Source organism: Sphingobium sp. SYK-6, assembly GCF_000283515.1.
Lineage (GTDB): Bacteria > Pseudomonadota > Alphaproteobacteria > Sphingomonadales > Sphingomonadaceae > Sphingobium > Sphingobium lignivorans.
Window position 1 is genome coordinate 64,160 of the sequence record NC_015974.1, and the last position, 21,396, is coordinate 85,555.

21 protein-coding genes and 1 pseudogene are annotated in these 21,396 nt (G+C 65.0%); 13 read left to right on the forward strand and 9 right to left on the reverse strand.

Annotated elements, in window-relative coordinates; all coding sequences use genetic code 11:
- The first annotated feature begins 377 nt into the window (after nt 1-377).
- The 9 genes and pseudogenes from SLG_RS19730 to SLG_RS19770 form a co-directional block, all read left to right on the forward strand.
- Entirely contained in the window at nt 378-1,898 is a 1,521-nt protein-coding gene (locus SLG_RS19730; RefSeq protein WP_007683341.1) for an aldehyde dehydrogenase family protein, read from the forward strand.
- Between the two features lie 26 nt (nt 1,899-1,924).
- A complete protein-coding gene (adhP, locus tag SLG_RS19735; RefSeq protein ID WP_007683342.1) occupies nt 1,925-2,950 on the forward strand; it encodes an alcohol dehydrogenase AdhP in 1,026 nt (341 codons plus the stop codon).
- Nucleotides 2,951-2,975: 25 nt separating this feature from the next.
- Complete coding sequence (locus SLG_RS19740; RefSeq protein ID WP_007683343.1) at nt 2,976-4,682, forward strand: copper resistance system multicopper oxidase; 1,707 nt, start codon at nt 2,976-2,978, stop codon at nt 4,680-4,682.
- Nucleotides 4,679-5,665 (forward strand): copper resistance protein B, encoded by a 987-nt coding sequence (locus SLG_RS19745; protein ID WP_009823975.1) that lies wholly within the window; start codon nt 4,679-4,681, stop codon nt 5,663-5,665. Before SLG_RS19740 ends, SLG_RS19745 begins: the two co-directional genes overlap by 4 nt.
- A complete protein-coding gene (locus SLG_RS19750) occupies nt 5,659-6,900 on the forward strand; it encodes an MFS transporter (RefSeq protein WP_007683345.1) in 1,242 nt (413 codons plus the stop codon). Before SLG_RS19745 ends, SLG_RS19750 begins: the two co-directional genes overlap by 7 nt.
- A gap of 79 nt (nt 6,901-6,979) precedes the next feature.
- Nucleotides 6,980-7,417, forward strand: coding sequence for a DUF411 domain-containing protein (locus tag SLG_RS19755; RefSeq protein WP_007683347.1), 438 nt, complete (start codon nt 6,980-6,982; stop codon nt 7,415-7,417).
- 384 nt (nt 7,418-7,801) lie between these two features.
- Nucleotides 7,802-8,065, forward strand: a complete 264-nt coding sequence (locus SLG_RS19760) for a type II toxin-antitoxin system RelB/DinJ family antitoxin (RefSeq protein WP_004212689.1) — start codon at nt 7,802-7,804, stop codon at nt 8,063-8,065.
- Nucleotides 8,052-8,333 (forward strand): type II toxin-antitoxin system YafQ family toxin, encoded by a 282-nt coding sequence (locus SLG_RS19765; RefSeq protein ID WP_004212690.1) that lies wholly within the window; start codon nt 8,052-8,054, stop codon nt 8,331-8,333. The genes SLG_RS19760 and SLG_RS19765 overlap by 14 nt, the downstream gene beginning before the upstream one ends.
- A 401-nt stretch (nt 8,334-8,734) precedes the next feature.
- Nucleotides 8,735-9,049, forward strand: a pseudogene (locus SLG_RS19770) (CorA family divalent cation transporter); the annotation flags it as partial.
- Between the two features lie 62 nt (nt 9,050-9,111).
- Here SLG_RS19770 and SLG_RS19775 read toward each other — a convergent pair.
- From SLG_RS19775 to SLG_RS19815, 9 genes are all read right to left on the reverse strand, one after another.
- A complete protein-coding gene (locus SLG_RS19775; RefSeq protein WP_007683354.1) occupies nt 9,112-9,519 on the reverse strand; it encodes a response regulator in 408 nt (135 codons plus the stop codon).
- Between the two features lie 81 nt (nt 9,520-9,600).
- The gene (locus SLG_RS19780; RefSeq protein WP_007683357.1) at nt 9,601-10,224 is read right to left on the reverse strand and encodes a response regulator transcription factor; all 624 of its coding nucleotides are present in this window, start codon (nt 10,222-10,224) and stop codon (nt 9,601-9,603) included.
- Nucleotides 10,214-11,749 carry a two-component system sensor histidine kinase NtrB gene (locus SLG_RS19785; RefSeq protein WP_007683359.1) on the reverse strand — a complete coding sequence of 512 codons (1,536 nt, stop codon included), beginning with the start codon at nt 11,747-11,749 and terminating at the stop codon, nt 10,214-10,216. The genes SLG_RS19780 and SLG_RS19785 overlap by 11 nt, the downstream gene beginning before the upstream one ends.
- Nucleotides 11,750-11,807: 58 nt before the next feature.
- Nucleotides 11,808-12,281, reverse strand: coding sequence for a DUF305 domain-containing protein (locus SLG_RS19790; RefSeq protein ID WP_007683361.1), 474 nt, complete (start codon nt 12,279-12,281; stop codon nt 11,808-11,810).
- Nucleotides 12,282-12,371: 90 nt separating this feature from the next.
- On the reverse strand, nt 12,372-13,520 hold the full coding sequence (locus SLG_RS19795) for a copper resistance protein B (RefSeq protein ID WP_007683363.1): 1,149 nt from the start codon (nt 13,518-13,520) through the stop codon (nt 12,372-12,374).
- Nucleotides 13,520-15,445 carry a copper resistance system multicopper oxidase gene (locus SLG_RS19800; RefSeq protein ID WP_007683365.1) on the reverse strand — a complete coding sequence of 642 codons (1,926 nt, stop codon included), beginning with the start codon at nt 15,443-15,445 and terminating at the stop codon, nt 13,520-13,522. The genes SLG_RS19795 and SLG_RS19800 overlap by 1 nt, the downstream gene beginning before the upstream one ends.
- A 66-nt stretch (nt 15,446-15,511) precedes the next feature.
- Nucleotides 15,512-16,078 carry an RNA polymerase sigma factor gene (locus tag SLG_RS19805; protein ID WP_007683367.1) on the reverse strand — a complete coding sequence of 189 codons (567 nt, stop codon included), beginning with the start codon at nt 16,076-16,078 and terminating at the stop codon, nt 15,512-15,514.
- A complete protein-coding gene (locus tag SLG_RS19810) occupies nt 16,075-16,515 on the reverse strand; it encodes a periplasmic heavy metal sensor (RefSeq protein ID WP_007683368.1) in 441 nt (146 codons plus the stop codon). The genes SLG_RS19805 and SLG_RS19810 overlap by 4 nt, the downstream gene beginning before the upstream one ends.
- A complete protein-coding gene (locus SLG_RS19815; protein WP_007683370.1) occupies nt 16,515-16,787 on the reverse strand; it encodes a hypothetical protein in 273 nt (90 codons plus the stop codon). Before SLG_RS19815 ends, SLG_RS19810 begins: the two co-directional genes overlap by 1 nt.
- A 133-nt stretch (nt 16,788-16,920) precedes the next feature.
- On the opposite strand from SLG_RS19815, the gene copC reads away from it, so the two are divergent.
- The 4 genes from copC to cueR all read left to right on the forward strand — a co-directional run bounded on the left by copC (nt 16,921) and on the right by cueR (nt 21,394).
- A complete protein-coding gene (gene copC, locus SLG_RS19820; RefSeq protein WP_007683372.1) occupies nt 16,921-17,298 on the forward strand; it encodes a copper homeostasis periplasmic binding protein CopC in 378 nt (125 codons plus the stop codon).
- A 4-nt stretch (nt 17,299-17,302) separates the two neighbouring features.
- Complete coding sequence (copD, locus tag SLG_RS19825) at nt 17,303-18,247, forward strand: copper homeostasis membrane protein CopD (RefSeq protein WP_007683373.1); 945 nt, start codon at nt 17,303-17,305, stop codon at nt 18,245-18,247.
- Between the two features lie 394 nt (nt 18,248-18,641).
- Nucleotides 18,642-20,999 carry a heavy metal translocating P-type ATPase gene (locus SLG_RS19830; RefSeq protein WP_007683374.1) on the forward strand — a complete coding sequence of 786 codons (2,358 nt, stop codon included), beginning with the start codon at nt 18,642-18,644 and terminating at the stop codon, nt 20,997-20,999.
- On the forward strand, nt 20,996-21,394 hold the full coding sequence (cueR, locus tag SLG_RS19835; protein WP_004212744.1) for a Cu(I)-responsive transcriptional regulator: 399 nt from the start codon (nt 20,996-20,998) through the stop codon (nt 21,392-21,394). Before SLG_RS19830 ends, cueR begins: the two co-directional genes overlap by 4 nt.
- The last annotated feature ends 2 nt before the right edge of the window (nt 21,395-21,396 follow it).

Sequence of the window (21,396 nt, forward strand, 5' to 3'; positions counted from 1 at the left end):
TTCTTCAAGAGGTGTTCCAAGTTTCTAGGATTTCATAACGAGAAGCAGGCGTCCACCGCGAGAGAGAGGAGCCCGCGATGCGTAAAGCTCCAGGAGTTGGCACCGAGCTGCGGGTCCGCGCTTACGATTAAGAGGTCCGACCAAGCATGGCCGGATCAACTTCAGTGACCTCTGCGCCGCGATTGAATGGCGAGAGCCATTGCCTGCTTAGGCGACGAGATAATCTATGAGCTGATGAGAAAATCATCGGCTTCTTTTGCGTGTCCAGCCTGGCGCTTCGTAAAAACTCTGCCTGATTTTTGTCTGCGGAACTTACTTATAGGCCGTCTCATCAGAAGGCCTACTTCATCAGGCATCGGTAAAGATGGAGACAGGCGATGTTCGAGAAGGCGATCGGGACCATCAATGCTGCGGCGTCCTTCCGACACCGCTATGATAATTTCATCGGTGGTCGATGGAGCGCTCCAGCGAGCGGCGAGTATTTCGCGGACACGAGCCCGATCAATGGCGCCCAGATCGCCGAGTTTGCGCTGTCGACGCCGGAAGATGTCGAGCGCGCGCTCGATGCGGCGCACGCCGCCAAGGATCAATGGGCAAGGATCTCGCCCGCCGACCGCGCCAGGATTCTCAATCGCGTCGCCGACCGGCTCGAGGATAATATGGAGTTGCTGGCGCTTGCCGAGACGATCGACAACGGCAAGCCGATCCGCGAGACGCGCGCTGCCGACGTTCCGCTCGCGATCGACCATTTCCGCTATTTCGCCGGCTGCATCCGGGCCGAGGAAGGCGGGATCTCGACGATCGATGCCGACACCATCGCCTATCATTTTCGCGAGCCGCTTGGCGTCGTCGGCCAGATCATCCCGTGGAACTTCCCGCTGCTGATGGCGGCGTGGAAGATCGCCCCGGCGCTGGCGGCGGGCAACTGCACCGTCATCAAGCCCGCATCCCAGACGCCGCTCACCTTGCTGATGTTCGCCGAGCTCACCGCCGACATCCTGCCGCCCGGCGTGCTCAATGTCGTCACCGGCCCGGGACGGACCGTCGGCCAGGCGATCGCCGCCAATCCGCGCATCGCCAAGGTCTCGTTCACCGGCGAGACCGTCACCGGCAAGCAGATCATGCATGCGGCCGCCGACCATCTGATCCCCCAGACGATGGAGCTTGGCGGCAAGTCGCCCAACATCTTCATGGCGGACGTGCTCGACGAGGACGATGCCTTCTTCGACAAGGCGCTCGAAGGCTTCACGCTGTTCGCGTTCAACAAGGGCGAGGTCTGCACCTGCCCGTCGCGCGCGCTGATCCATGAGTCGATCTTCGATCGCTTCATCGAGCGCGCCGTGGCGCGCGTCGCCGCGATCCGCCAGGGCGATCCGCTCGACCCCTCGGTCCAGGTCGGCGCGCAGGCGTCGGAGGACCAGCTCCACAAGATCCTGGGCTATATCGATATCGGCAAGGCCGAGGGCGCGCAGTGTCTGGTCGGTGGCGCCAAGGCGCTGCCGGGCGGTGCGCTCGACCAGGGCTATTTCGTACAGCCGACCGTGTTCGTGGGTCAGAACCACATGCGCATCTTCCAGGAGGAGATCTTCGGTCCCGTCCTGGCGGTCACCACCTTCAAGACGGTCGAGGAGGCGATCGCACTTGCCAACGACACCGCCTACGGTCTTGGCGCGGGCGTCTGGACCCGGAGCGGCAACACCGCCTACCGTCTGGGCCGCGCGATCGAGGCCGGGCGGGTCTGGACCAACTGCTATCACCAGTACCCCGCCCATGCCGCCTTCGGCGGATACAAGGCGTCGGGCTTCGGGCGTGAAAATCACCGGATGATGCTCGACCATTATCAGCAGACCAAGAACCTGCTCGTCTCCTATGACGAGCACGCGCTCGGCCTGTTCTGACCCCTCGCTCAAAAGGAGAAACGGACATGGCGAAAACCATGAAGGCGGCGGTCGTCCGCGAATTCGGCAAGCCCCTGGTCATCGAGGACGCGCCGATCCCGACGGTCGGCCCCGGGCAGATCCTGGTCAAGATTGCGGCAACCGGCGTGTGCCATACCGACCTGCACGCGGCAGAAGGGGACTGGCCGGTCAAACCCAACCCGCCCTTCATTCCTGGCCATGAAGGCGTCGGGCATGTCGCCGCCGTCGGTGCGGGCGTCACCCATGTGAAGGAAGGCGACCGGGTCGGCGTGCCCTGGCTCTACACCGCCTGCGGGCATTGCGTGCATTGCCTGGGTGGCTGGGAGACGCTTTGCCACGAACAGCAGAACACCGGCTATTCGGTCAATGGCAGCTTTGCCGAATATGTCCTCGCCGATCCCAACTATGTTGGTCACCTTCCCGACAATGTCGACTTCCTCGACATTGCGCCGATCCTCTGCGCGGGCGTCACCGTCTACAAGGGATTGAAGGCCACCGAGGCCCGACCCGGCGAGTGGGTGGTCGTCTCAGGGATCGGCGGGCTCGGCCACATGGCGGTGCAATATGCCCGTGCCATGGGTCTCAATGTGGCCGCGGTCGACATCGACGATAGCAAGCTCGACCTCGCTACACGCCTTGGCGCCACACTGACGGTCAACGCGCACAGCGAGGACCCTTCGGCAGCGCTCAAGAAGGCGATAGGCGGCGCGCACGGAGCGCTCGTCACCGCCGTTTCGCCCAAGGCGTTCCAGCAGGCGCTCGGCATGGTCCGGCGCGGCGGCACGGTCGCGCTCAATGGTCTGCCGCCGGGCGACTTCCCGCTGTCGATCTTCGACACCGTGCTGAACGGCATTACCGTGCGAGGCTCGATCGTCGGCACGCGGCTCGATCTGCTCGAGGCACTGGCGTTCGCCGGCGACGGCAAGGTCAAGGCCACGGTCCATGCAGACAAGCTGGAGAACATCAACGACGTCTTCTCCCGCATGCACCATGGCGACATCGAGGGCCGGATCGTCCTCGACCTCGCCTGAACCCGACTTCGCGAAAGTACAGTTCATGTCTCCCTTACATATCCGGCCGATCGCACGGCGCCGTTTCGTCCAGGGGCTGGCGATCGGCGGCGCGGTTGCCGGCTTCGCCCCGGCGCTTCTCGCGCGATCCGCCCCAGTCTCGCCCGCCGAGCTTAGCGGGACCGAGTTCGACCTCGAGATCGCCGAGCTGCCAGTCAACTTCACCGGCAAACGCCGTATCGCGACCGCCGTGAACGGCAGCGTGCCCGCGCCGGTCCTGCGCCTGCGCGAAGGCGACACGGTCACGCTCCGTGTGCGCAACGGCCTCAAGGAGATGTCGAGCATCCATTGGCACGGCATCATCGTGCCGGCGGAGATGGACGGCGTGCCCGGCATCAGCTTTGCCGGCATCGCGCCGGGCGAGACCTTCACCTATCGCTTCGAGGTCCGCCAGAGCGGAACCTACTGGTATCACGCTCACACGCTCGCCGAGCAGACGGGACTCTATGGAGCGATCATCGTGGAGCCGAAACAGGCGCCGGCGGCGCGGGCGCCCGATCGCGACTATTGCATCGTGCTCAGCGACTGGTCGGACGAGCCGCCGCTGCAGATCTTCCTCAATCTCAAGAAGCAGAGCAGCTACTATAATTTTGCGCAGCCGACAGCCGGCGACTTCCTCAAGGATGTCGGCGCCATGGGCCTTGGGAAGGCGCTCGAGCGGCGGCGGATGTGGAACAGCTCGCGGATGAACCCGACCGACTACAGCGATGTCTCTGCCGCGACCTACACCTATCTGATGAACGGCGCGCCGCCCGCCGGCAACTGGACCGGTATCGCCGCGCCCGGCGAACGCGTGCGCCTGCGCTTCGTCGGCGCGGGGACGGCGACGTTCTTCGACGTGCGGATCCCGGGGGTCGAGCTGACGGTCGTATCGGCCGACGGGCAGCCGGTCGAGCCGGTCACGGTCGAGGAATTCCGGATCGGCCCGGGCGAGACCTATGACGTCGAGTTCACCATGCCCGAGGGCGGCGCCCGCACCATCTTCGCGCAGGCGATCGATCGGAGCGGCTATGCCCGCGGCACGATCGCACCGGCTCCGGGCATGGCGGCAGCCGTGCCGCCGCTCGATGCCCGGACCTGGCTCGAGCCGGTCGACATGATGGGCGCGATGGCGACGATGGGCGCAATGGGAGGCGACGCGCATGCCGGGCACGGCATGACCGAGATGCCGGCCAGGGCACAGCACGCCCGCACCGAATATGGCGCCAATACCGACATGCGCGTCGACTATCCCCGCACCAATCTGGACGATCCCGGCGCCGGGCTGCGCGGGCGCGGCTGGCGCGTGCTGACGCTGGCCGATCTGCGCACGCCGGGCGGCGATCCCGACCCGCGCGAGCCCGAGCGCGACATCGAGCTGCATCTGACGGGCAATATGGAACGGTTCATCTGGTCGCTCGACGGCATCAAGCTCAACGATTCCCGGCCGCTGCATTTCAAGCCGAACGAGCGGCTGCGCGTCACCTTCGTCAACGACACGATGATGGCGCATCCGATGCATCTGCACGGCATGTGGAGCGATGTCGAAGGCCCGGACGGCGCCTTCCAGGTCCGCAAGCATACGGTCGTGGTCCAGCCCGCCCAGCGGGTGAGCTTCCGCGTCACCGCCGACGCCATGGGCCGATGGGCCTTCCACTGCCATCTGCTCTATCACATGGCGGCCGGCATGTTCCGGGAGGTGGTGGTCGCATGATCCGGATTATCCCCTCGCGCGGCATTGCTCTTGGCGTTGCCCTCTTCCTGGCGCCGGCGATCACGGCTCCCGCCCTCGCGCAGGATGCCTTGCCCCCGTCGCCCGCCGCCACCCCTGCCCAAACGGCCACTCCCGATCCAAACTCACCTTCCGCGCAAGGCTCTCAGGAGCATGCGGGCATGGACATGCCGGGCATGGATATGACCGACACGAAGGCGTCCGGTAACGGCGCCACGATGGACATGGGCTCGATGCAGGGTGGCAAGGCCCCGCCGGACGCGCGCAACTCGGACGATTATGCCGACGGCTATCGCAACTCGACGCTGCCGGGCTATGAGATGGCCGACAAGCTCTCGATCCCCAAGATACTTGTGGATGAGCTCGAGTTCACCAGCGGCAACGAGGGTCAGGGCGTGGGCTGGACCGTGCTCGTCACCAAGGGTCAGGACAATGACAAGCTCTGGCTGCGCAGCCAGGGGCTCAAGAACTCCCGCGACCAACGTCTCGATCCGGAGAGCAGCGTCGAGGCGCTGTGGTGGCACAGCAAGAACCCGTTCTGGGGCACGCTGCTCGGGGTCAGGCAGGATCTCGGCAAGGGTGCGACCACCTGGCTCGCCGCCGGCGTCGAGGGACTGGCGCCCTATTGGTTCGACGTCCAGCTCACCGGCTATGTAGGAACCGATGGGCGTCTCGCGGCGCGCGCCAAGGCCTCCTATGAGGTCCTGTTCACCAATCGGTTGATCCTTACGCCGCAGGTGGAAACCAATATCTATTCGAAGCGGTCGAGCGATCGGCAGCTCGGCAGCGGCTTCAGCAATGTCGAGCTGAGCGGACGGTTGCGCTACGAGGTGTCGCGCAAGTTCGCGCCCTATATCGGCTTCGTCTGGGAGCGCGCATTTGACGGCACGGCCGATTTCCGTCGCCTGCGCAGGGAAGGGCCTTCCGAACACAGGCTGGTGATCGGCTTGCGCGCCTGGTGGTGATCCGCGGATGGCCACTCGAGGGATCGACCGCGAACGCGCCGCGTGACAAGGCTGGATCGCAAGCCAACGGTCGCTGGCCGGCCTCCTTTTTCGTCTTGTTGCTCGCGGCGGCTGCGGCGTCGGCGGGACAGACGGCCATTCTCGCCTTCCTTCCGGCACTGGTCGACCCGGCTCGTGGCGCGCTATCGTCAAGCGCTCATGATTTTCACGTCGCGAGCCTGACTGCGGTCCATCCCCTGGCAGCCTTGCTGGCGGCGCCGCTCTGGGGCTGGATCGCGGACCGGGTCGACTATCGGGCGATGTTGCGCGCAGCGCTGGTCATCCTCGCGCTGGTGACCGCGCCGATCGGCCTCGTCGGGTTGCCTGAGCTTTATGCATTGCGTCTGGTGGCGGGGATGGCGTCGGCCGCCATCATACCGTTGGGCTTGCTCTGCGCGAGCTTTGCCGCAAGCGGGCGCGCGGACCAGGCGCGCCGCTTCACCTGGCTGACCGCCTTCGTGTTTCTGGGCGATCTCGCCGGTCCGCTGGTGGCGGAGGTCTCGGCCGCGATCCTGCCCCGCGCTCCCCTCATGATCCTCGCTCTCGGCATCGGTGCCGTCGGGGCGGCGCTTTGCGCCGTGCGTCTGCCGCGCTGGTGTGCACCTTGCATCGATGGCGGAGACCTGCCCGCGCCTACGCTCGGCGCGACGTTGATCCTGCTTTTTATCACGATCGTCGCGGGCGGCGGGCTGGCGGCGATGCATGTCAATCTCCTGGTGACGCGGAGCGCCATTTCGCTGAGCCGCGAAGAGATCGCCTGGATGCTCAGTCTCTGCGGATTGGGCATGCTGGCGGCACAGATCTTCCATGCAAAGCTGGATTGGCTGGTCACTGTGCCGAGGCGGCTTGCCGGATTGACGCTGGGCCTGCTGGCTGTGGCACTTTTCATGTTTCCTGTCGCCGCGAGTATGGCCGAGCTCAGTGGGATCATCGTTGCTGCCGGCTGGAGCTCGGCAACCCTTCGATTGGTCACCAGCTTCTGGATCAGCGGCGGCGGGGCCCCTTCAGGCGTGAAGCTCGGTTTCCAGCATTCCGCCGCCAGCATCGGGCAGGCGCTCGCGCCGCTGGCGATAGCCATCGTCGCTCCCGGGGCGCAGCCGCTCGTTCTGTGGGGGATTGGTGGTCTATCGCTAGCGCTGCTTGTGTCCCTGCCGCTAGCCTGGAGGCCGCCCGCCATCGTAAAATCATCTGCGTGATGAGGGGAGGGGCGCATTGATGCGTATAGAAAAGAAGGGGCCTCTGCCCCATGCTTATCGTTCTTCCGGGAGTCATTTCATGAAGACCCGCCTATTCGTCGCCTTGCTGTTCCTCGCCATGCCCGGCGTAGCGCTTGCGGCCAGTGATATCGTCGTCCACCGGGATCCGGGATGTGGATGTTGCGAGAAGTGGGCGCAGGCCGTGCGCGCGAAGCTGGGACGCAAGGTCGTCATGCGTGACGATGCGTCGCGCAGCGAGCTTCAGCGCAAGGCCGGCATGCCCCGGACGCTGGCATCTTGCCACAGCGCGATCGTCGATGGCTATATGATCGAGGGCCATGTCCCGATATCCGACGTCAAGCGCTTGCTGGCGACCCGTCCTGCGGGCGTCAAAGGCATTGCGGTTGCGGGGATGCCGATCGGTTCGGAGGGCATGGAAGTGGCAGGCGCTGCCCGCCAACCCTATACGGTGGTGGCCTTCGGCAGCGCCGGTCAGCGAATTTTCGCCCGCCATTGATATCGCGCGGTTTGCAGCATCCTGCAGAATTGCCCGGTGGTAGAGGACCCCGCTGTCGAGTGTAGAACCTTGTGTCAAGCGAGCTGATGGCGTCCCTACCCCTACCTACACTGAAAAAGCAACGATTTGTCTTGTAAGTTGTTCGCGGTCGTCTCCCTGATTTGCCTGAATTTGGCCCAAAATGTGGGAACGATTGTGGGACCGTTTGCCCACCGAAAGTGTGAGAACGGCCCCAACATTCCCGATCAGGGCCCCGAACCGATGGCACTCACAGCATTGAAGGTGAAAAACGCGAAGCCCGGTCGCCATGTCGATAGCCGGGGCTTTGCCTGATTGCACTTTGCGTTCGCTTGCATTACATCGTCATGCAGAAAGGAAATCGACATGGCCGCAAACGCTCTTGTGCAGACCCGGATCGACGGAGCGGTGAAGGAGGAAGCCGCGACCGTGCTGGCTGCTATGGGGCTGACCGTCTCCGATGCCGTGCGCCTGATGCTGACCCGCGTTGCCCGCGACAAGGCCTTGCCGTTTGAACCGCTGGTGCCCAATGCCGAGACGATCGAGGCCATGAAGGAAGCGCGCGAGGGAAAGGGCAAGCGGTTCGCCACGGTGGTCGACCTGATGGCCGACCTCAATGCGGACGATTGAACGCTTCGGGCGGTTCAAGCGCGACTACAAGCGGGAGAAGAAGGGGCAGCACGCCAAGACGCTGGACGCTGACCTGATCCCGATCATCGAGGCGCTGGCATCCGACGAGCCGCTTGAACCGCGCCACCGCGACCATGCGCTGACCGGCGACTGGCGCGACCATCGCGATTGCCACATAAAGCCCGACCTCGTGCTGATTTACCGCAAGCCCGATGACGACACCTTGCAGCTTGTGCGCTTGGGATCGCACGCGGAATTGGGTTGGTGACGCCCGCGCATGGCGAGCTTATACGTTTGTCGGGTATGTCAGCCAGAGGCACGATTACGGGTTAGGTGTGATCAGCGAGCATCCGATGCCAACAAGCTTTTGCAGAAGACATCAATCGCAGAGATGCATTCGGCAGGCGCTGCTTGAAACAAAAATGAGGGCCATAAATCACTTTCACCCTCAAATTCTGACAAATTTGCCGTTAGTTCACGACTGGTGAGCGAGAAATGAGCCGATCGCGTTGGGCTTGAAGAGCCGACCGCTCGCTCCACCGTCGTGACCCCTACGTTGATGACCGGCGGATGCTGGCCCGGTAGACGATGCTGCCGAGAGCGACGACGACGCCCATGATGGCAAAAGATTCCATGCTCGAATGGCTCAAAAGCCAGATCGTGAGAAGGAAACCCTATTTCCGTGATTTGCTCGATCACATGCTCAGGGTTGAGAGCGCCATCACCGGCATCCGCGACATCCTGATCTCGGTGTTCGAGGCGAGTCACCTGCTCGAACAGCAGCGCCAGGGTGCGATCACGCGTCAGCTTGCCGCCTGGGCCGCGATCCTCGCGGTGCCTACCGCGATTGCCGGAATCTACGGCATGAATTTCGAGAATATGCCCGAACTGAAGACGCAATGGGGATATTTCGTCATCCTCGGCGTCATCGCTGCGGTCTGCATTGGGCTCTACATCCGGTTCAAACGTAGCCACTGGCTTTGACGGCGCAGATCGGCTTTCCACATCGCGCCGGGCTGAGGCTGCCGGGGGCCGGCCGCCATAACTCAATGCTTTCGCAGAACCTCGGCGCGGTGCCGGTCCAACGCATCGAGCAAAGCCCTGCCGATCAAAGGCTTTGCGAGAACGTGATCGAAGCCCGCCTCGGCGGCCCGCCAGGCCAGCAGCGTGTCGTGAAAGCCTGAGATCATGATGGCGCGTCCCGACCATCCGATCTCGCGAAGGTGACGCAGCATCGCGAATCCGTCGATGTCGGGCATGCGATAGTCGAGGATGACGCAGTCTGCCTCCTTCGCGCGGGGGTCGGCCAACAGCGCGTGGCCGGTCGTATATCCCCACACGGCATAGCCGCGCGATCTCAGCAGCAGCTGGAGGCCACGCCGCACGCCGGGATCGTCGTCGGAGACGAGGATGGTGTATCTGCCATCATGCTGAGTGGAACGGACCGATGGCATTGCGAGAAGCGGACACCCGTGTGACGATTGCACCATCGATCGCATATCGCGCCTCGTCCCGTCGCTACGTAGAGGTCGCAGTCACTTCGGCTTGCGGCCCATGCCCGCGGCAAAGGCGATCCGCAGGGCTTCGGACAAATTGCGGACCTCGAGCTTGGCCATCAGGCTCGCGCGATGGACCTCGACCGTTCGCGATGAACAGCCCAGGTCATAGGCGATCGTCTTATTGGGCAGGCCGTTCGCCAGCCCTTCCAGCACTTCACGCTCCCGGGGCGTCAGTGCAGCGACCCGCACGCCGGCTTCAGAGGTTTCCAGAGTGCGAAAGTCGACATCGTCGAGACGCGCGAACGCGCGGCTGACGGCGCCGAGCAGGGCCGCTTTCTCGAAGGGCTTCTCGAGAAAGTCGACCGCGCCGCCTTTCATGGCCTGCACCGCAACCGACACGTCGCCATGGCCGGTCAGGACGATGACCGGCATGTTGACCCCGCGTGCTGCCATGGCGGCCTGAACCTCGAGACCGTCCATCTCGGGCATGCGCACGTCAAGGATGACGCAGCCGACGGCCGCCGACTTCGCCTCCTTGAGAAACTCCACGCCCGAGGCATAGGTCACGACGTCGTAGCCCGCGGTCTTGAGCGCAAAGCTCGCCGCCTTGCGGATGCTCTCCTCGTCGTCGACCAGATGGATGACGCGTCTATCCCCCATGTTCCTCCTCCGCCCGCGCATGGATCAAGGTAAAATGAAAGCGGGTGCCGCCGCGGTCGGGGCGCTCCATCCAGATACGGCCGCCATGCGCTTCGATGATGGTCCGGCAGATCGAGAGGCCGAGGCCCATGCCGTCGGCCTTTGTCGAGTTGAACGCCGTGAAGAGCTGCTCGCGGATTCCGTCCGCGATGCCGGGACCGGTATCCTCCACGGTCACCTCGATCAGCCCGTCAGGGCGCAACCTGGTCGCCACCTTGAGGTCGCGAACCGGACACTCCGCCATCGCCTCGATGGCATTGCGCATCAGGTTGACCAGCACCTGCTGGATCTGCACCCTGTCGACGAGGACCAGCGTCGCGGCGGGATCGACCGCAAAGAAGCTGCGGATGCCGCGCTCGCGTGCACCGACCAGCGCGAGCTGGCTCGCCTCGGCGATGACCTGCGGCAGCTCGTGGAGGCTCTTGTCGACCTCGCCGCGGGCGACGAAATCGCGCAGGCGCCGGACGATATGGCCGGCCCGCAGCGTTTCCTGTGCCGCATCATCCATCACCGACCGTAGCGACACGAAGGGTTCGTCGTCCCGCTCGTCGAGCATGTCGCGGATCGTCTCGAGATAGAGCGCGACCGCGGCAAGCGGCTGGTTGAGCTCATGCGCGAGCGTCGAGGCCATCGTGCCCATCGCGCTCAGCCGAGAGACATGGACCAGCTCTGCCTGCAGTTCCTTGAGCCTGAGCTCATCCTGCTCCTTGGCGGTGAGATCCCGGATAAAGCCGGTGAACAACCGCTGCCCGTCTTCACCGGCCTCGCCGACCGACAGCTGCATCGGGAAGGTTGAGCCGTCGCGGCGCTGGCCGACCACGACGCGACCGAGGCCGATGATCCGGCGCTCGCCGGTCTGCAGATAATGCGCGAGATATTCGTCGTGACGGTCGCGATCGGGCTGGGGCATAAGGCAGGAGACGTTGCGGCCGACGAGCTCGGCTTCGCTGTAGCCGAACAGGCGTTGTGCCGCTGCGCTGAACGACGTGATGGCGCCGGTCTCGTCGATGATGATCATCGCATCCGGCACCGTCGCCAGAATCGATTGCAGATGCTGCTCGCGGGTCTCGATCGATGCGCGGACCGCCGCCTCGTCGGTGACATCGCGGCTGATGCAGGCGAAGCCGCGATGTGTGTCGCCTTCGAACAGTGCGGTGATCGTCAGGCGCGCCAGATATTCCGCGCCGTTCTCGCAGACCCGCCACGCTTCGCGCTCCAGCGTGCCCTCGTGAAGGGCGGCCGCCAGGTCTGCGCCTGGACGCCCCGCCGCAATCTCGTCGGGCGGGTAGAACAGGTCGTGGGGCTGTCCCAGGACGCGATCGAGCGGCCAGCATTCGGCACGCTCGCCTTCTTCATTATAGCTCAGCACCATCCCGGAAGGATCGAGCAGCGTCAGGACGTGGCCGCCAGCCTGTCGCAGGAACAGCGGCGCAAGCCGCGCCACCTCCCTGGCAATCTCGTCGGGCCCGCGCCTCGTGTAGACCATCGGCCGGCTCACACGCCCGGCCGGGCGCACGTATCCGGGCGTAGCCGGACCGTGCCACTCAGCGCCGCGCGAGTATGGCCTTCATCTCGTCGATTTCCTGCCGCTGCGAGCGCTTGATCGATTCGCAAAGCCGGATGACTTCGGGATCGCTCAGCTTTGCTTCCTGGCACATCAGGATCGCGCCGGAGTGGTGTGGGATCATCGAGCGCAGAAAGGCCGTGTCGCCGATCGTGGTCTGCGTGCGGATGAACGCGAAGCTGCCCAAGAAGGCGACCAGCGACGCGGCGATCAGCGCGATGTTGGCGGCCTTCGACGGGAACATGTGCCGCATGGCGAGGATCATGAGCACCACCATCGGTGAGACCATCATCAGCGTCATGTAGAGCATGTTGAGGTTGTTGTAGAAGCTGTCGAGCCCGTCGATCATGACGAACATCACCAGATACATGATGACGCCGCTGATGACGGTCTGGAAGGCCAGGCTCCAATAGGCGCCCATCTTCCGTGTGCTCATGTGGGACGAATGATCCATGGCGTATCTCCTTCGTTCGGCGCAGGCCGACCTGGGTCTCAGTGTAACGCCCCGCTCTCCTGTTCGCCCCCGCCATCAGCCGTCCCGATGCTAGAACCAGAAGCGGATGCCGGCGACGAAGCTGGTGGCATGGACGTCCTCGCCGGCAAGCCTCGACAGCCGCGCCGTGTCGCCGGCTTTGCGCAGATAAGAGACGCCGATATAGGGTGCGAACTGGCGGCTGAACTCATAGCGCAGGCGCGCGCCGAGCTCTATGTTGACCAGCCCCGAACCGATGTCGTTCTCCGGAATATCCTGCGCGGCGAAATTGACCTCGGCGCGCGGCTGCAAGATCAGGCGCTGGGTAATGCGCTGGTCGTAATAGCCCTCGACCCGGCCCAGAACATCGCCCTTGGTCGAGAGGAACAGCGCGCCTTCGACTTCGAACATGCCGGGAGCCAGGCCCTCGACGCCGACCGTCGCGTAAGTGCGGTCGGGCCCGCGGCCGAAGTCCTGGCGGATACCGCCCTGAAGATTGAAATAGGGGTCGATGGCCCGGCTATAGAGCACCTGCACCTCCGCGCTGTCGATGCCGCGGCCGAACTCGCCTTCGCCCTCGCTCTTGAGCCAGAGCCGGTTGATATCGCCGCCGTAAAAGCCTTCGCCATCCCAGCGATAGCCATCGCGACCGCTATGCGCTTGATACTCGAACAGGTTGAGCAGCACCTGCCCGAAATTGTTGCCGCCGCTGTCCTTCATCATGATGTCGCGTGAGCGCGCCATCTCGGCGCCGGGAAAATCACGATCGGCGAAGTGGTCGCTGGGGGGAGGCGGCGGGGGCGCATTGCCGGCCGGAAGCGCCGTGCCGGTCATTTGCATGCCGGGCATGGCGGTCTGGCCATGCTGCGAATGGTCCATCCCGGGCATGTCCGGCATCGCGCCGTCCTGATGCTGGGAGTGGTCCATGCCCGGCATGTCCGGCATCGCGGGAGACGCGGGTTGCGGCTGACCGGCCGCATCTCCCTGCGGCGCAGGACTGGCCTGGTGCTGCGAATGGTCCATCGCCGAGGTGGCGTCTGGCGCTGGTGTCTGAGCGCGCGGCCTGGCGGCGGCCTTGTCCTTCTTCTTCTCCTGCGCCGGCGGCACCTCGCCCGGCGGCGCCATGCCGGGCATGCCGTGCATTGAATGATCCTGGGCAAAGGCGGGCGCGGCAGCGAAAAGGGCGATCGCGCTCACCAGCGGCGTGAGGATGCGGGTCATTACGCGTCTCCCTTCGGACGGACGCTCACGACCCGCATCATCCCGGCATGCATGTGGTAGAGGAGATGACAGTGGAAGGCCCAGTCGCCGACCGCGTCGGCGGTGAAGTCCCAGGTCACCTTGCCGCCGGGCTGGACGATTACCGTATGCTTGCGTGGCGCATGATCGCCATGCCCCGTCACCAGCTCGAAAAAATGCCCGTGAATATGGATCGGATGCCCCATCATCGTGTCGTTGATGAGATTGACGCGCACCCGCTCGCCTTCGATGAAGGGGATCGGCTCGTGATGGTCCGACATTTTTTCGCCGTCGAACGACCACATGAACCGCTCCATGTTGCCGGTGAGGTGAATGTCGATGCTGCGGCTCGGCGCGCGCACGTCCGGATTGCGATCGAGCGCCATCAGGTCCCTGTAGACAAGCACCTTGTGGCCGACGTCGGCGAGGCCCTGGCCGGGCTCGCCGGTGCGGTCGACGGGCATCGGCGAGATGGTCTGGACGCTCGGGTCGCGCTTCACCTGCGGCGCGTTCGAGAAGTCTCGCATCTTCATCGACCCCATCGCGTGCCCGCCATGGTCCATGCCCGCCATCTGGCCATCGGCGCCCATCGCGCCGTGGTCCATCCCGCTCATCGCGGAATGATCCATCCCCGAATGATCCATGCCTGCCATGGCGCTATTGTCCATGGTCGCCATCGCTGCCGCCGCGCCGGTCGCGAGGCGCGCGGACGCGTTCTTCTCGGCCGTCGGATCGACGCCCCGCATAGCGCCGCCCGACATGTCCATGCCTTCCATGCCCGGCATCGAGGACATGTCCATGCCCATGTCCTTCATGTCGGCGAGCGGCCGTTTGCGTAAGGGGGGAACCTCGCCGGCCATGCCGGCGCGCGGCGCGAGCGTGGCACGCGCCATGCCCGAGCGGTCGATCGCCTCGCCGACAAGGGTGTAGGCCTTGTCATCGCCTGGGCTGACAACGACGTCGTAGGTCTCGGCAACACCAACCTGGAACTCGTCGACGGTGACCGGCACCACATTCTGCCCGTCGGCCTGGACGATGGTCAGCGGCAGGCCGGGGATGCGGACGTTGAAGGTGGTCATCGCCGACGCATTGATGACCCGCAGCCGCACCCGTTCGCCCGGGGTGAAGAGCGCGGTCCAGTTGTCCATCGGACCATGGCCGTTGACGAGATAGGTGTAGGTGGATCCGGTCACATCGGAGATGTCGGCCGGGTCCATCCGCATCTGGCCCCAGTCGAGCCGGTCCTTGAGCGGCTGATCCTTGCCCGACAGGAGCCCGGCCAGGGTCTGGCGCTGGAAATTGAAATGGCCGGGGTTGACCTTGAGGCGCCGGAAGATCGCCTGCGGCGAGAGCGCGCTGTGATCGGCGAGCACGATGACATGCTCGCGGTCATAGGCGACCGGATCGGCACCGGCGGGATCGATGATGATCGGGCCGTAATGGCCTTCCTGTTCCTGCAGGCCTGAATGGCTGTGGTACCAGTAGGTGCCGCTTTGCACGACGGAGAACTGGTAGAGGTAGTTCGAGCCCGGCTTGATGCCCGGAAAAGACACGCCCGGCACACCGTCCATATTGGCCGGCAGGATCAGCCCGTGCCAGTGGATCGAGCTGTCCTCCTCCAGCTGATTGATGACGTTGAGCCGCACGCGCTGGCCCTCGCGCAGCCGGATCAGCGGGGCGGGGACCGTGCCGTTGAGGCCGATTGCCCGGAACTTGCGCCCGTCGATGGTCATCGACTGCCGGGCGATGGTGAGCGTAATGTCTTCGCCCGACACGGTCGGCAGCGTCGGTCGCATCCCCGGCGAGATCGTCTGCGCCCAGGCCGGCAGCCAGGCTGACAATGCTGCGCCGCCGCCGGCGAGGGCCGCGCCGCGGAGGAACTGGCGGCGGTCGAGAGCAGAAATCATTCGGTTGTCTCAGCTTTAAGAAAGAGGGCGTACCTATTGGGAATACGCAGCATGGCCTCATCCCCCTCAAACTTTCTTTAATATTTCCGAAAGGCGTGCCCTAGCTCGATAGAGGCGCGTTTCGACCGCCTTCTGGCTGATCCCGAGAATTTCGGCGGTTTCAGCTTCCGATTTCTCGTCGATCGTACGCAAAATAAGCGTGTCCTTGAGGGAAGACGGCAGGGCAGCAATCGCTTTCATTGCTTGCGCGAGCTGCTGTTCGGCCCCGATCGCCTGATCGGGCAGCGGTGCGTCGTCGGCGACGCCGTCCGCCTCGCCGAGCGGTAGGGCTAGGGCAAAGAAATTTCGAACCGCTCGCCGACGCCGCCAGTCATGGCATTTGTTGATGACAATCCGGGACATCCAGACCTGGAAGGGTCGGGTTACGTCATAGCGGTTGAGTGCGGCAAAGGCCGCGACGAAGCTCGCCTGGGTGACATCCAATGCCTCATCCATAGATCCGACATGGCTGCGCACGAGCCGGTGAACCCAACCTTGATGCCGGCGGACCAGCTCGCCATAGGCCGCTTGCCGGCCTCCAAGCGCCAGAGCCGCGAGCTCCCCGTCCGAGCAGTCGGGGAGGCACGCGGTCATTCGGATTTGGCCGTCAGCGCTTTCACCACGGCGTCGTCGAATTTGTCCGTCTGATCCGGGCGCAGCACGGCCCGCATCGCGAAGATATGCTCAAGTGTTTCTTTCTGCAGCGCGCCCATGGCCTGGTGCGAGCGATCCACCGCAGTTGCGACTTGCGGGCCATAGCCATGCTCCGCTTCGATCGCTTCCGCGAGACGCGCATTGTCGGCGCGCAATTCGGCCTCCAGCGCTTGACGCCGGATCGCGTAGTTCTTCTCGATTGTCTCGAGTCGGCTGTGTTGCGCTGAATTCAGCTTCAGATCGCGATGGAGCAGCTCGTGCAGCTCATTTTCGACCGGGCGCACTGGAACCACATAGACGCGGCCAATGACAACGCCAGCGATCGCCGCGGCGAAGGTCACCAGGACGAGGAGCAGGAGCCGGCGGCGGTCGCGCATCACTGCGAGCTCAGCAGCGTCGAGGGCGCAAGCGCGAGCCGAGCATCGAAGGGCGATAGCGGTTTGGCATCAGCAGACCGTGTCGAAACTGCCGAGCCGGCAATTCCGATGAACAGCGCGGTTGCGGCCGCGATGCCGAACGTCATAGCGCCAAGGCTTGGTATGGCCCGGATGCGCGCTATTTCCGCCATGACCCGGCTTTCCAGGCCGCCGAGCCTGGGATCGAGAGGCGCATCGCGCAACCGCGAGAGCAGGTGGTCAAGTTCATCCATGGTGCTTCTCCGTCTTCATCCATCAATACGCACGATGGTCCAGGAACCCTTGCTGTAGATTGAAAAGAATAATTGCGAGGGGTGGGGGCTCGGGCTGCGTATTGTCTCATGGGATCTACAGGAGAATGTTCCAATGCGTTTCTTTTCGCCTCTCGCAGTTATCGCCGCCGTCGGCCTGAGTGTTTCTGCTCCGGCCTACGCGCATCCCAAGCTTGTGTCCTCGACGCCCGCCGCGAACGCCAGCGTCTCGGCGCCGTCGCGTATAACGCTCACCTTCAGTGAAGGTCTGATGCCGAAGCTGTCGGGCGCCGAGATCGTGATGACCGGCATGCCCGGCATGCCCAACCACCGCATGGCGGTAACCGGCTTCAAGACGTCCGTCGAAGGCGACAAGACGCTCGTGCTGACGCTCGCCAAGCCGCTCATGGCGGGCAGCTATCAGGTCGCCTGGCACGTCGTCTCGACCGACACGCACCGCATCCAGGGCAATCTCGCCTTTACCGTCAAGTGACGCCATGAACGACGTGGCACTCGTCGCCGTCCGCTGGGCGCTCTACGTCGATCTCGGCCTGTTGTTCGGCCTGCCGCTGTTCGCGCTCTATGCGCCCGGCGGCGGCCGGATGGTACAGCGGCATCTGCCGATGGTAGCAATGGTGGCCGGTCTCGCCTGTCTCGCCCTCCTGCTGTCGGCGCTGGGGTTCGCGTTGCAGGCAGCGGCCATGACCGGGCTGCCGCTCACCCAGCCTGATCTTTCCATGGTCGCAGAGCTGTTCAACGGCACGTCCATGGGAACGGCGCTGAAGGCGCGCCTCGTCGCGCTCCTCGTTCTTCTGCTCTCCATCCCCTTCTATCGCCGGCAATCCCGTCCTGCCTTCATCGCCTCCACTCTGGCAGGCGCGGTCGCACTCGCGACCCTCGCCTGGAGCGGGCATGGCGCGGCCGGCGAAGGCGAGGCGGGCTGGCTGCAACTGGGGGCCGATCTCATCCATCTGCTCGCCGCGGGCGCCTGGGTCGGCGCGCTTGCCGCATTCCTTGCGCTGGTTCTTACCAGGCTCGCAACCGATGATCTCGCCACTGAAGACATGGACCGGGTCATGCTCGCCGAGGAAGCGCTGCGGGGCTTCTCCTTCGTCGGCACGATCATCGTCGCCCTGCTGATCCTGACCGGGACGGTGAACGGCTGGTTCCTGGTCGGCCCGGGCAACATCGCGTCTCTCGGGCAGTCGACCTACGGCCTGCTGCTCATCGCCAAGCTGCTGCTCTTCGCCGGCATGCTGGGCCTGGCCGCGCTCAACCGTTATCGCCTGACCCCGGCACTTGCGCAGGCGATCGAGGAAGAGGACGCGCCACGGGCGCAGGCGCTGCTGCGCGCGAGCCTCGTCGTCGAAGGCGGTCTTGCGATCGTCATTCTCGGGCTGGTCGCCTGGCTGGGGACACTGTCGCCACCCATGTCGATGTAGTTTATCGTTTCGAACGCCTCGCGTTGGGAGAAGCCAATGCAATCGTACACCCCGCCGCGCGGGACTGGATCGACGAAAGACTATGATCGCGCGATCCGCCTGTGGGCGCGGGAGAAGCGGTGGCGTGCCGCCATGCTTGCCATGCTGCGCCCGGATTGGCGCCTGGTAATCGCCGATTATGGCCGCCAGCACGGGTCTCATGCGGCTCGCCTTCCGCCTGACCGTGCAGCGGCTCGATGGCATCGACGATACCCAGCCCAATGCCGACGGCGTGCTCCCCGGCCTGATGGCGGCCAAGCGAACGGGCCCGCCGATTTGGCCACTTAGGCGATTACGTATTGACCCTGACACGGTGTCAGACCCTAGATCGTCAGGCGTCGAAAGGAGCGAGGCGATGAACGAGACACATGGAGCGGCGCATGGCGGCGGTTGCTGCGGCGGCCACGGCACCGCTAAAGCGGCGACCGGCGTCAAGGACCCGGTCTGCGGCATGACCGTCGACCCGGCGACCACGGCGCATCACGCCGAGCATAGCGGTGAAAGCTATCATTTCTGCAGCGCGGGCTGCCGGACCAAATTCATCGCCGATCCCGAGCGCTATCTCGGCCCGCCGACGCCGCCGGTCGCGGCGCCCGAAGGCACGATCTGGACCTGCCCGATGCATCCCGAGATCCGCCAGGACCATCCCGGGTCCTGTCCGATCTGCGGCATGGCGCTCGAACCCGCGACCGTGACCGCCGACAGCGGCCCCAGCCACGAGCTAGTCGATTTCACGCGGCGCTTCTGGGTCGGCCTCGTGCTGGCTCTCCCGGTGCTGATCCTCGAGATGGGCGCGCATGTCTTTCCCGCGATCCATCGCCTCGTGCCGATGTCTATCTCGGTATGGATCCAGTTCGTGCTGGCGACACCCGTCGTGCTGTGGGCGGGCTGGCCGTTCTTCGAGCGTGGCTGGGCCTCGCTCAAGACCCGCAACTTCAACATGTTCACCCTGATCGCGATGGGGACCGGGGTCGCCTGGATCTACAGCGTCATCGCGACGCTCGCGCCTCAGCTGTTCCCGCCGGCCTTCCGCGGCGAGGACGGCATGGTTGCCGTCTATTTCGAGGCGGCCGCGGTGATCACCGTCCTCGTGCTGCTCGGCCAGATGCTCGAACTGCGCGCGCGGGAACGCACCTCGGGCGCGATCAAGGCGCTGCTCAACCTTGCACCAAAGACCGCGCGCCGGATCGGTTCTGATGGGAACGAAGAGGAAATCAGCCTTGATCTGGTTGCGGTGGGCGACCGCCTGCGGGTGCGGCCGGGCGAGAAGGTGCCGGTCGACGGCGTAGTCGAGGACGGCCGCTCCTCGCTCGACGAGTCGATGGTCACCGGCGAATCCATGCCCGTCACCAAGGCAAAGGCCGACACAGTGATCGGCGGCACGCTCAACCAGACCGGTGCGCTGGTGATCGTCGCCGACAAGGTCGGCCGCGATACCATGCTCGCACGCATCGTCCAGATGGTCGCTGAGGCGCAGCGCTCGCGCGCGCCGATCCAGCGCATGGCCGATCAGGTGTCGGGCTGGTTTGTGCCCGTGGTCATCGCGGTCGCGGCCGTCGCGTTCATCGCCTGGGGCATCTGGGGTCCCGAGCCGCGCTTCGCCTATGGGCTGGTGGCGGCGGTCGCCGTGCTGATCATCGCCTGTCCCTGCGCACTGGGGCTGGCAACGCCGATGTCGATCATGGTCGGGGTCGGCCGCGGCGCCGGGCTCGGTGTCCTCATCAAAAATGCCGAAGCACTCGAGCATATGGAGAAGGTCGACACTCTCGTCGTCGACAAGACAGGCACGCTGACCGAAGGCCGGCCTGCCGTCACCCAGGTCGTGCCGGCGCCCGGCTTCGACGAAGCCGAGCTGCTGCGTCTTGCCGCCTCGGTCGAGCGGGCGTCCGAGCATCCGCTCGCGTTGGCAATCGTCGAGGCCGCGAAGGATCGCGGCATCGTCACGAGCGACGTCATCGACTTCGACTCGCCGACCGGGCGCGGCGCGCTCGGCACGGTCGAAGGGCGGCGCATCGTCCTCGGCAATGCGCAGTTCCTTGCCGACGAAGGGGTTGCGACCGATGCGCTCGCCAGCCAGGCCGACGCGCTGCGCCGGGATGGCGCCACCGCGATCTTCATCGGGGTCGACGGCACAGTCGGCGGCGCCTTCGCGATCGCCGATCCGGTGAAGGCCACGACACCAGAAGCGCTCGCCGCGCTCAAGGCGGAGGGCATTCGCGTGGTCATGCTGACCGGCGACAACCGCACGACCGCGGAAGCGGTCGCCCGACGCCTGGGCATCGACGAGGTCGAAGCCGAGGTGCTGCCCGATCAGAAGAGCGCCGTGGTCGCCAGGTTCAAGCGCGAGGGGCGGGTCGTCGCCATGGCCGGCGACGGTGTCAACGACGCCCCCGCGTTGGCCGCCGCCGACGTCGGCATCGCCATGGGTTCCGGCACCGACGTCGCGATCGAGAGCGCTGGCGTCACGCTGCTCAAGGGCGACCTGACTGGCATCGTCCGGGCGCGGCGGCTCAGCCAAGCGACCATGTCGAACATCCGCCAGAATCTCGTCTTCGCCTTCATCTACAATGTCGCGGGCGTGCCCGTAGCGGCGGGTGCGCTCTATCCGCTGTTCGGTATTCTGCTCTCGCCCATTATCGCGGCGGCGGCGATGGCGCTCTCTTCGGTGAGCGTGGTCACCAACGCGCTGCGCCTCAACCGGAAAGCACTGTGAACATCGGCGAGACGTCACGGCAGAGCGGCGTCTCTGAGCGGATGATCCGCCATTATGAAAAGATCGGCCTCATCCCGGCGCCGGCGCGTCGGGGTGCTGGCTATCGTGACTATGGCGAGCGCGACCTCCATCGCCTCCGGTTTATCGCCAATGCCCGCGATCTCGGCTTCCCGATCGAGGAGATCCGCACGTTGCTCAGCCTTTGGGCCAATACCGGCCGTGCCAGCGCGGAGGTGAAGCGGCTTGCCCTTGCCCGCGCCGATGAGTTTCAGCGCAAAGCCGAGGCGTTGACGGCGCTGCGCGACACGCTAATCGACCTGGCTGAGCGCTGCCAAGGCGACGAGCGGCCGGATTGTCCGATCATCGCCGAACTGGCCGCGGCCCGATCCGCATAGCA

Bases quoted from the DNA above. Each gene is read 5' to 3' on its own strand.
- SLG_RS19730 (WP_007683341.1), top strand. From the start codon at position 378: ATGTTCGAGAAGGCGATCGGGACCATCAATGCTGCGGCGTCCTTCCGA.
- adhP (WP_007683342.1), top strand. From the start codon at position 1,925: ATGGCGAAAACCATGAAGGCGGCGGTCGTCCGCGAATTCGGCAAGCCC.
- SLG_RS19740 (WP_007683343.1), top strand. From the start codon at position 2,976: ATGTCTCCCTTACATATCCGGCCGATCGCACGGCGCCGTTTCGTCCAG.
- SLG_RS19745 (WP_009823975.1), top strand. From the start codon at position 4,679: ATGATCCGGATTATCCCCTCGCGCGGCATTGCTCTTGGCGTTGCCCTC.
- SLG_RS19755 (WP_007683347.1), top strand. From the start codon at position 6,980: ATGAAGACCCGCCTATTCGTCGCCTTGCTGTTCCTCGCCATGCCCGGC.
- SLG_RS19760 (WP_004212689.1), top strand. From the start codon at position 7,802: ATGGCCGCAAACGCTCTTGTGCAGACCCGGATCGACGGAGCGGTGAAG.
- SLG_RS19765 (WP_004212690.1), top strand. From the start codon at position 8,052: ATGCGGACGATTGAACGCTTCGGGCGGTTCAAGCGCGACTACAAGCGG.
- SLG_RS19775 (WP_007683354.1), bottom strand. From the start codon at position 9,519: ATGCCATCGGTCCGTTCCACTCAGCATGATGGCAGATACACCATCCTC.
- SLG_RS19780 (WP_007683357.1), bottom strand. From the start codon at position 10,224: ATGGGGGATAGACGCGTCATCCATCTGGTCGACGACGAGGAGAGCATC.
- SLG_RS19785 (WP_007683359.1), bottom strand. From the start codon at position 11,749: ATGGTCTACACGAGGCGCGGGCCCGACGAGATTGCCAGGGAGGTGGCG.
- SLG_RS19790 (WP_007683361.1), bottom strand. From the start codon at position 12,281: ATGGATCATTCGTCCCACATGAGCACACGGAAGATGGGCGCCTATTGG.
- SLG_RS19795 (WP_007683363.1), bottom strand. From the start codon at position 13,520: ATGACCCGCATCCTCACGCCGCTGGTGAGCGCGATCGCCCTTTTCGCT.
- SLG_RS19800 (WP_007683365.1), bottom strand. From the start codon at position 15,445: ATGATTTCTGCTCTCGACCGCCGCCAGTTCCTCCGCGGCGCGGCCCTC.
- SLG_RS19805 (WP_007683367.1), bottom strand. From the start codon at position 16,078: ATGACCGCGTGCCTCCCCGACTGCTCGGACGGGGAGCTCGCGGCTCTG.
- SLG_RS19810 (WP_007683368.1), bottom strand. From the start codon at position 16,515: ATGCGCGACCGCCGCCGGCTCCTGCTCCTCGTCCTGGTGACCTTCGCC.
- SLG_RS19815 (WP_007683370.1), bottom strand. From the start codon at position 16,787: ATGGATGAACTTGACCACCTGCTCTCGCGGTTGCGCGATGCGCCTCTC.
- copC (WP_007683372.1), top strand. From the start codon at position 16,921: ATGCGTTTCTTTTCGCCTCTCGCAGTTATCGCCGCCGTCGGCCTGAGT.
- copD (WP_007683373.1), top strand. From the start codon at position 17,303: ATGAACGACGTGGCACTCGTCGCCGTCCGCTGGGCGCTCTACGTCGAT.
- SLG_RS19830 (WP_007683374.1), top strand. From the start codon at position 18,642: ATGAACGAGACACATGGAGCGGCGCATGGCGGCGGTTGCTGCGGCGGC.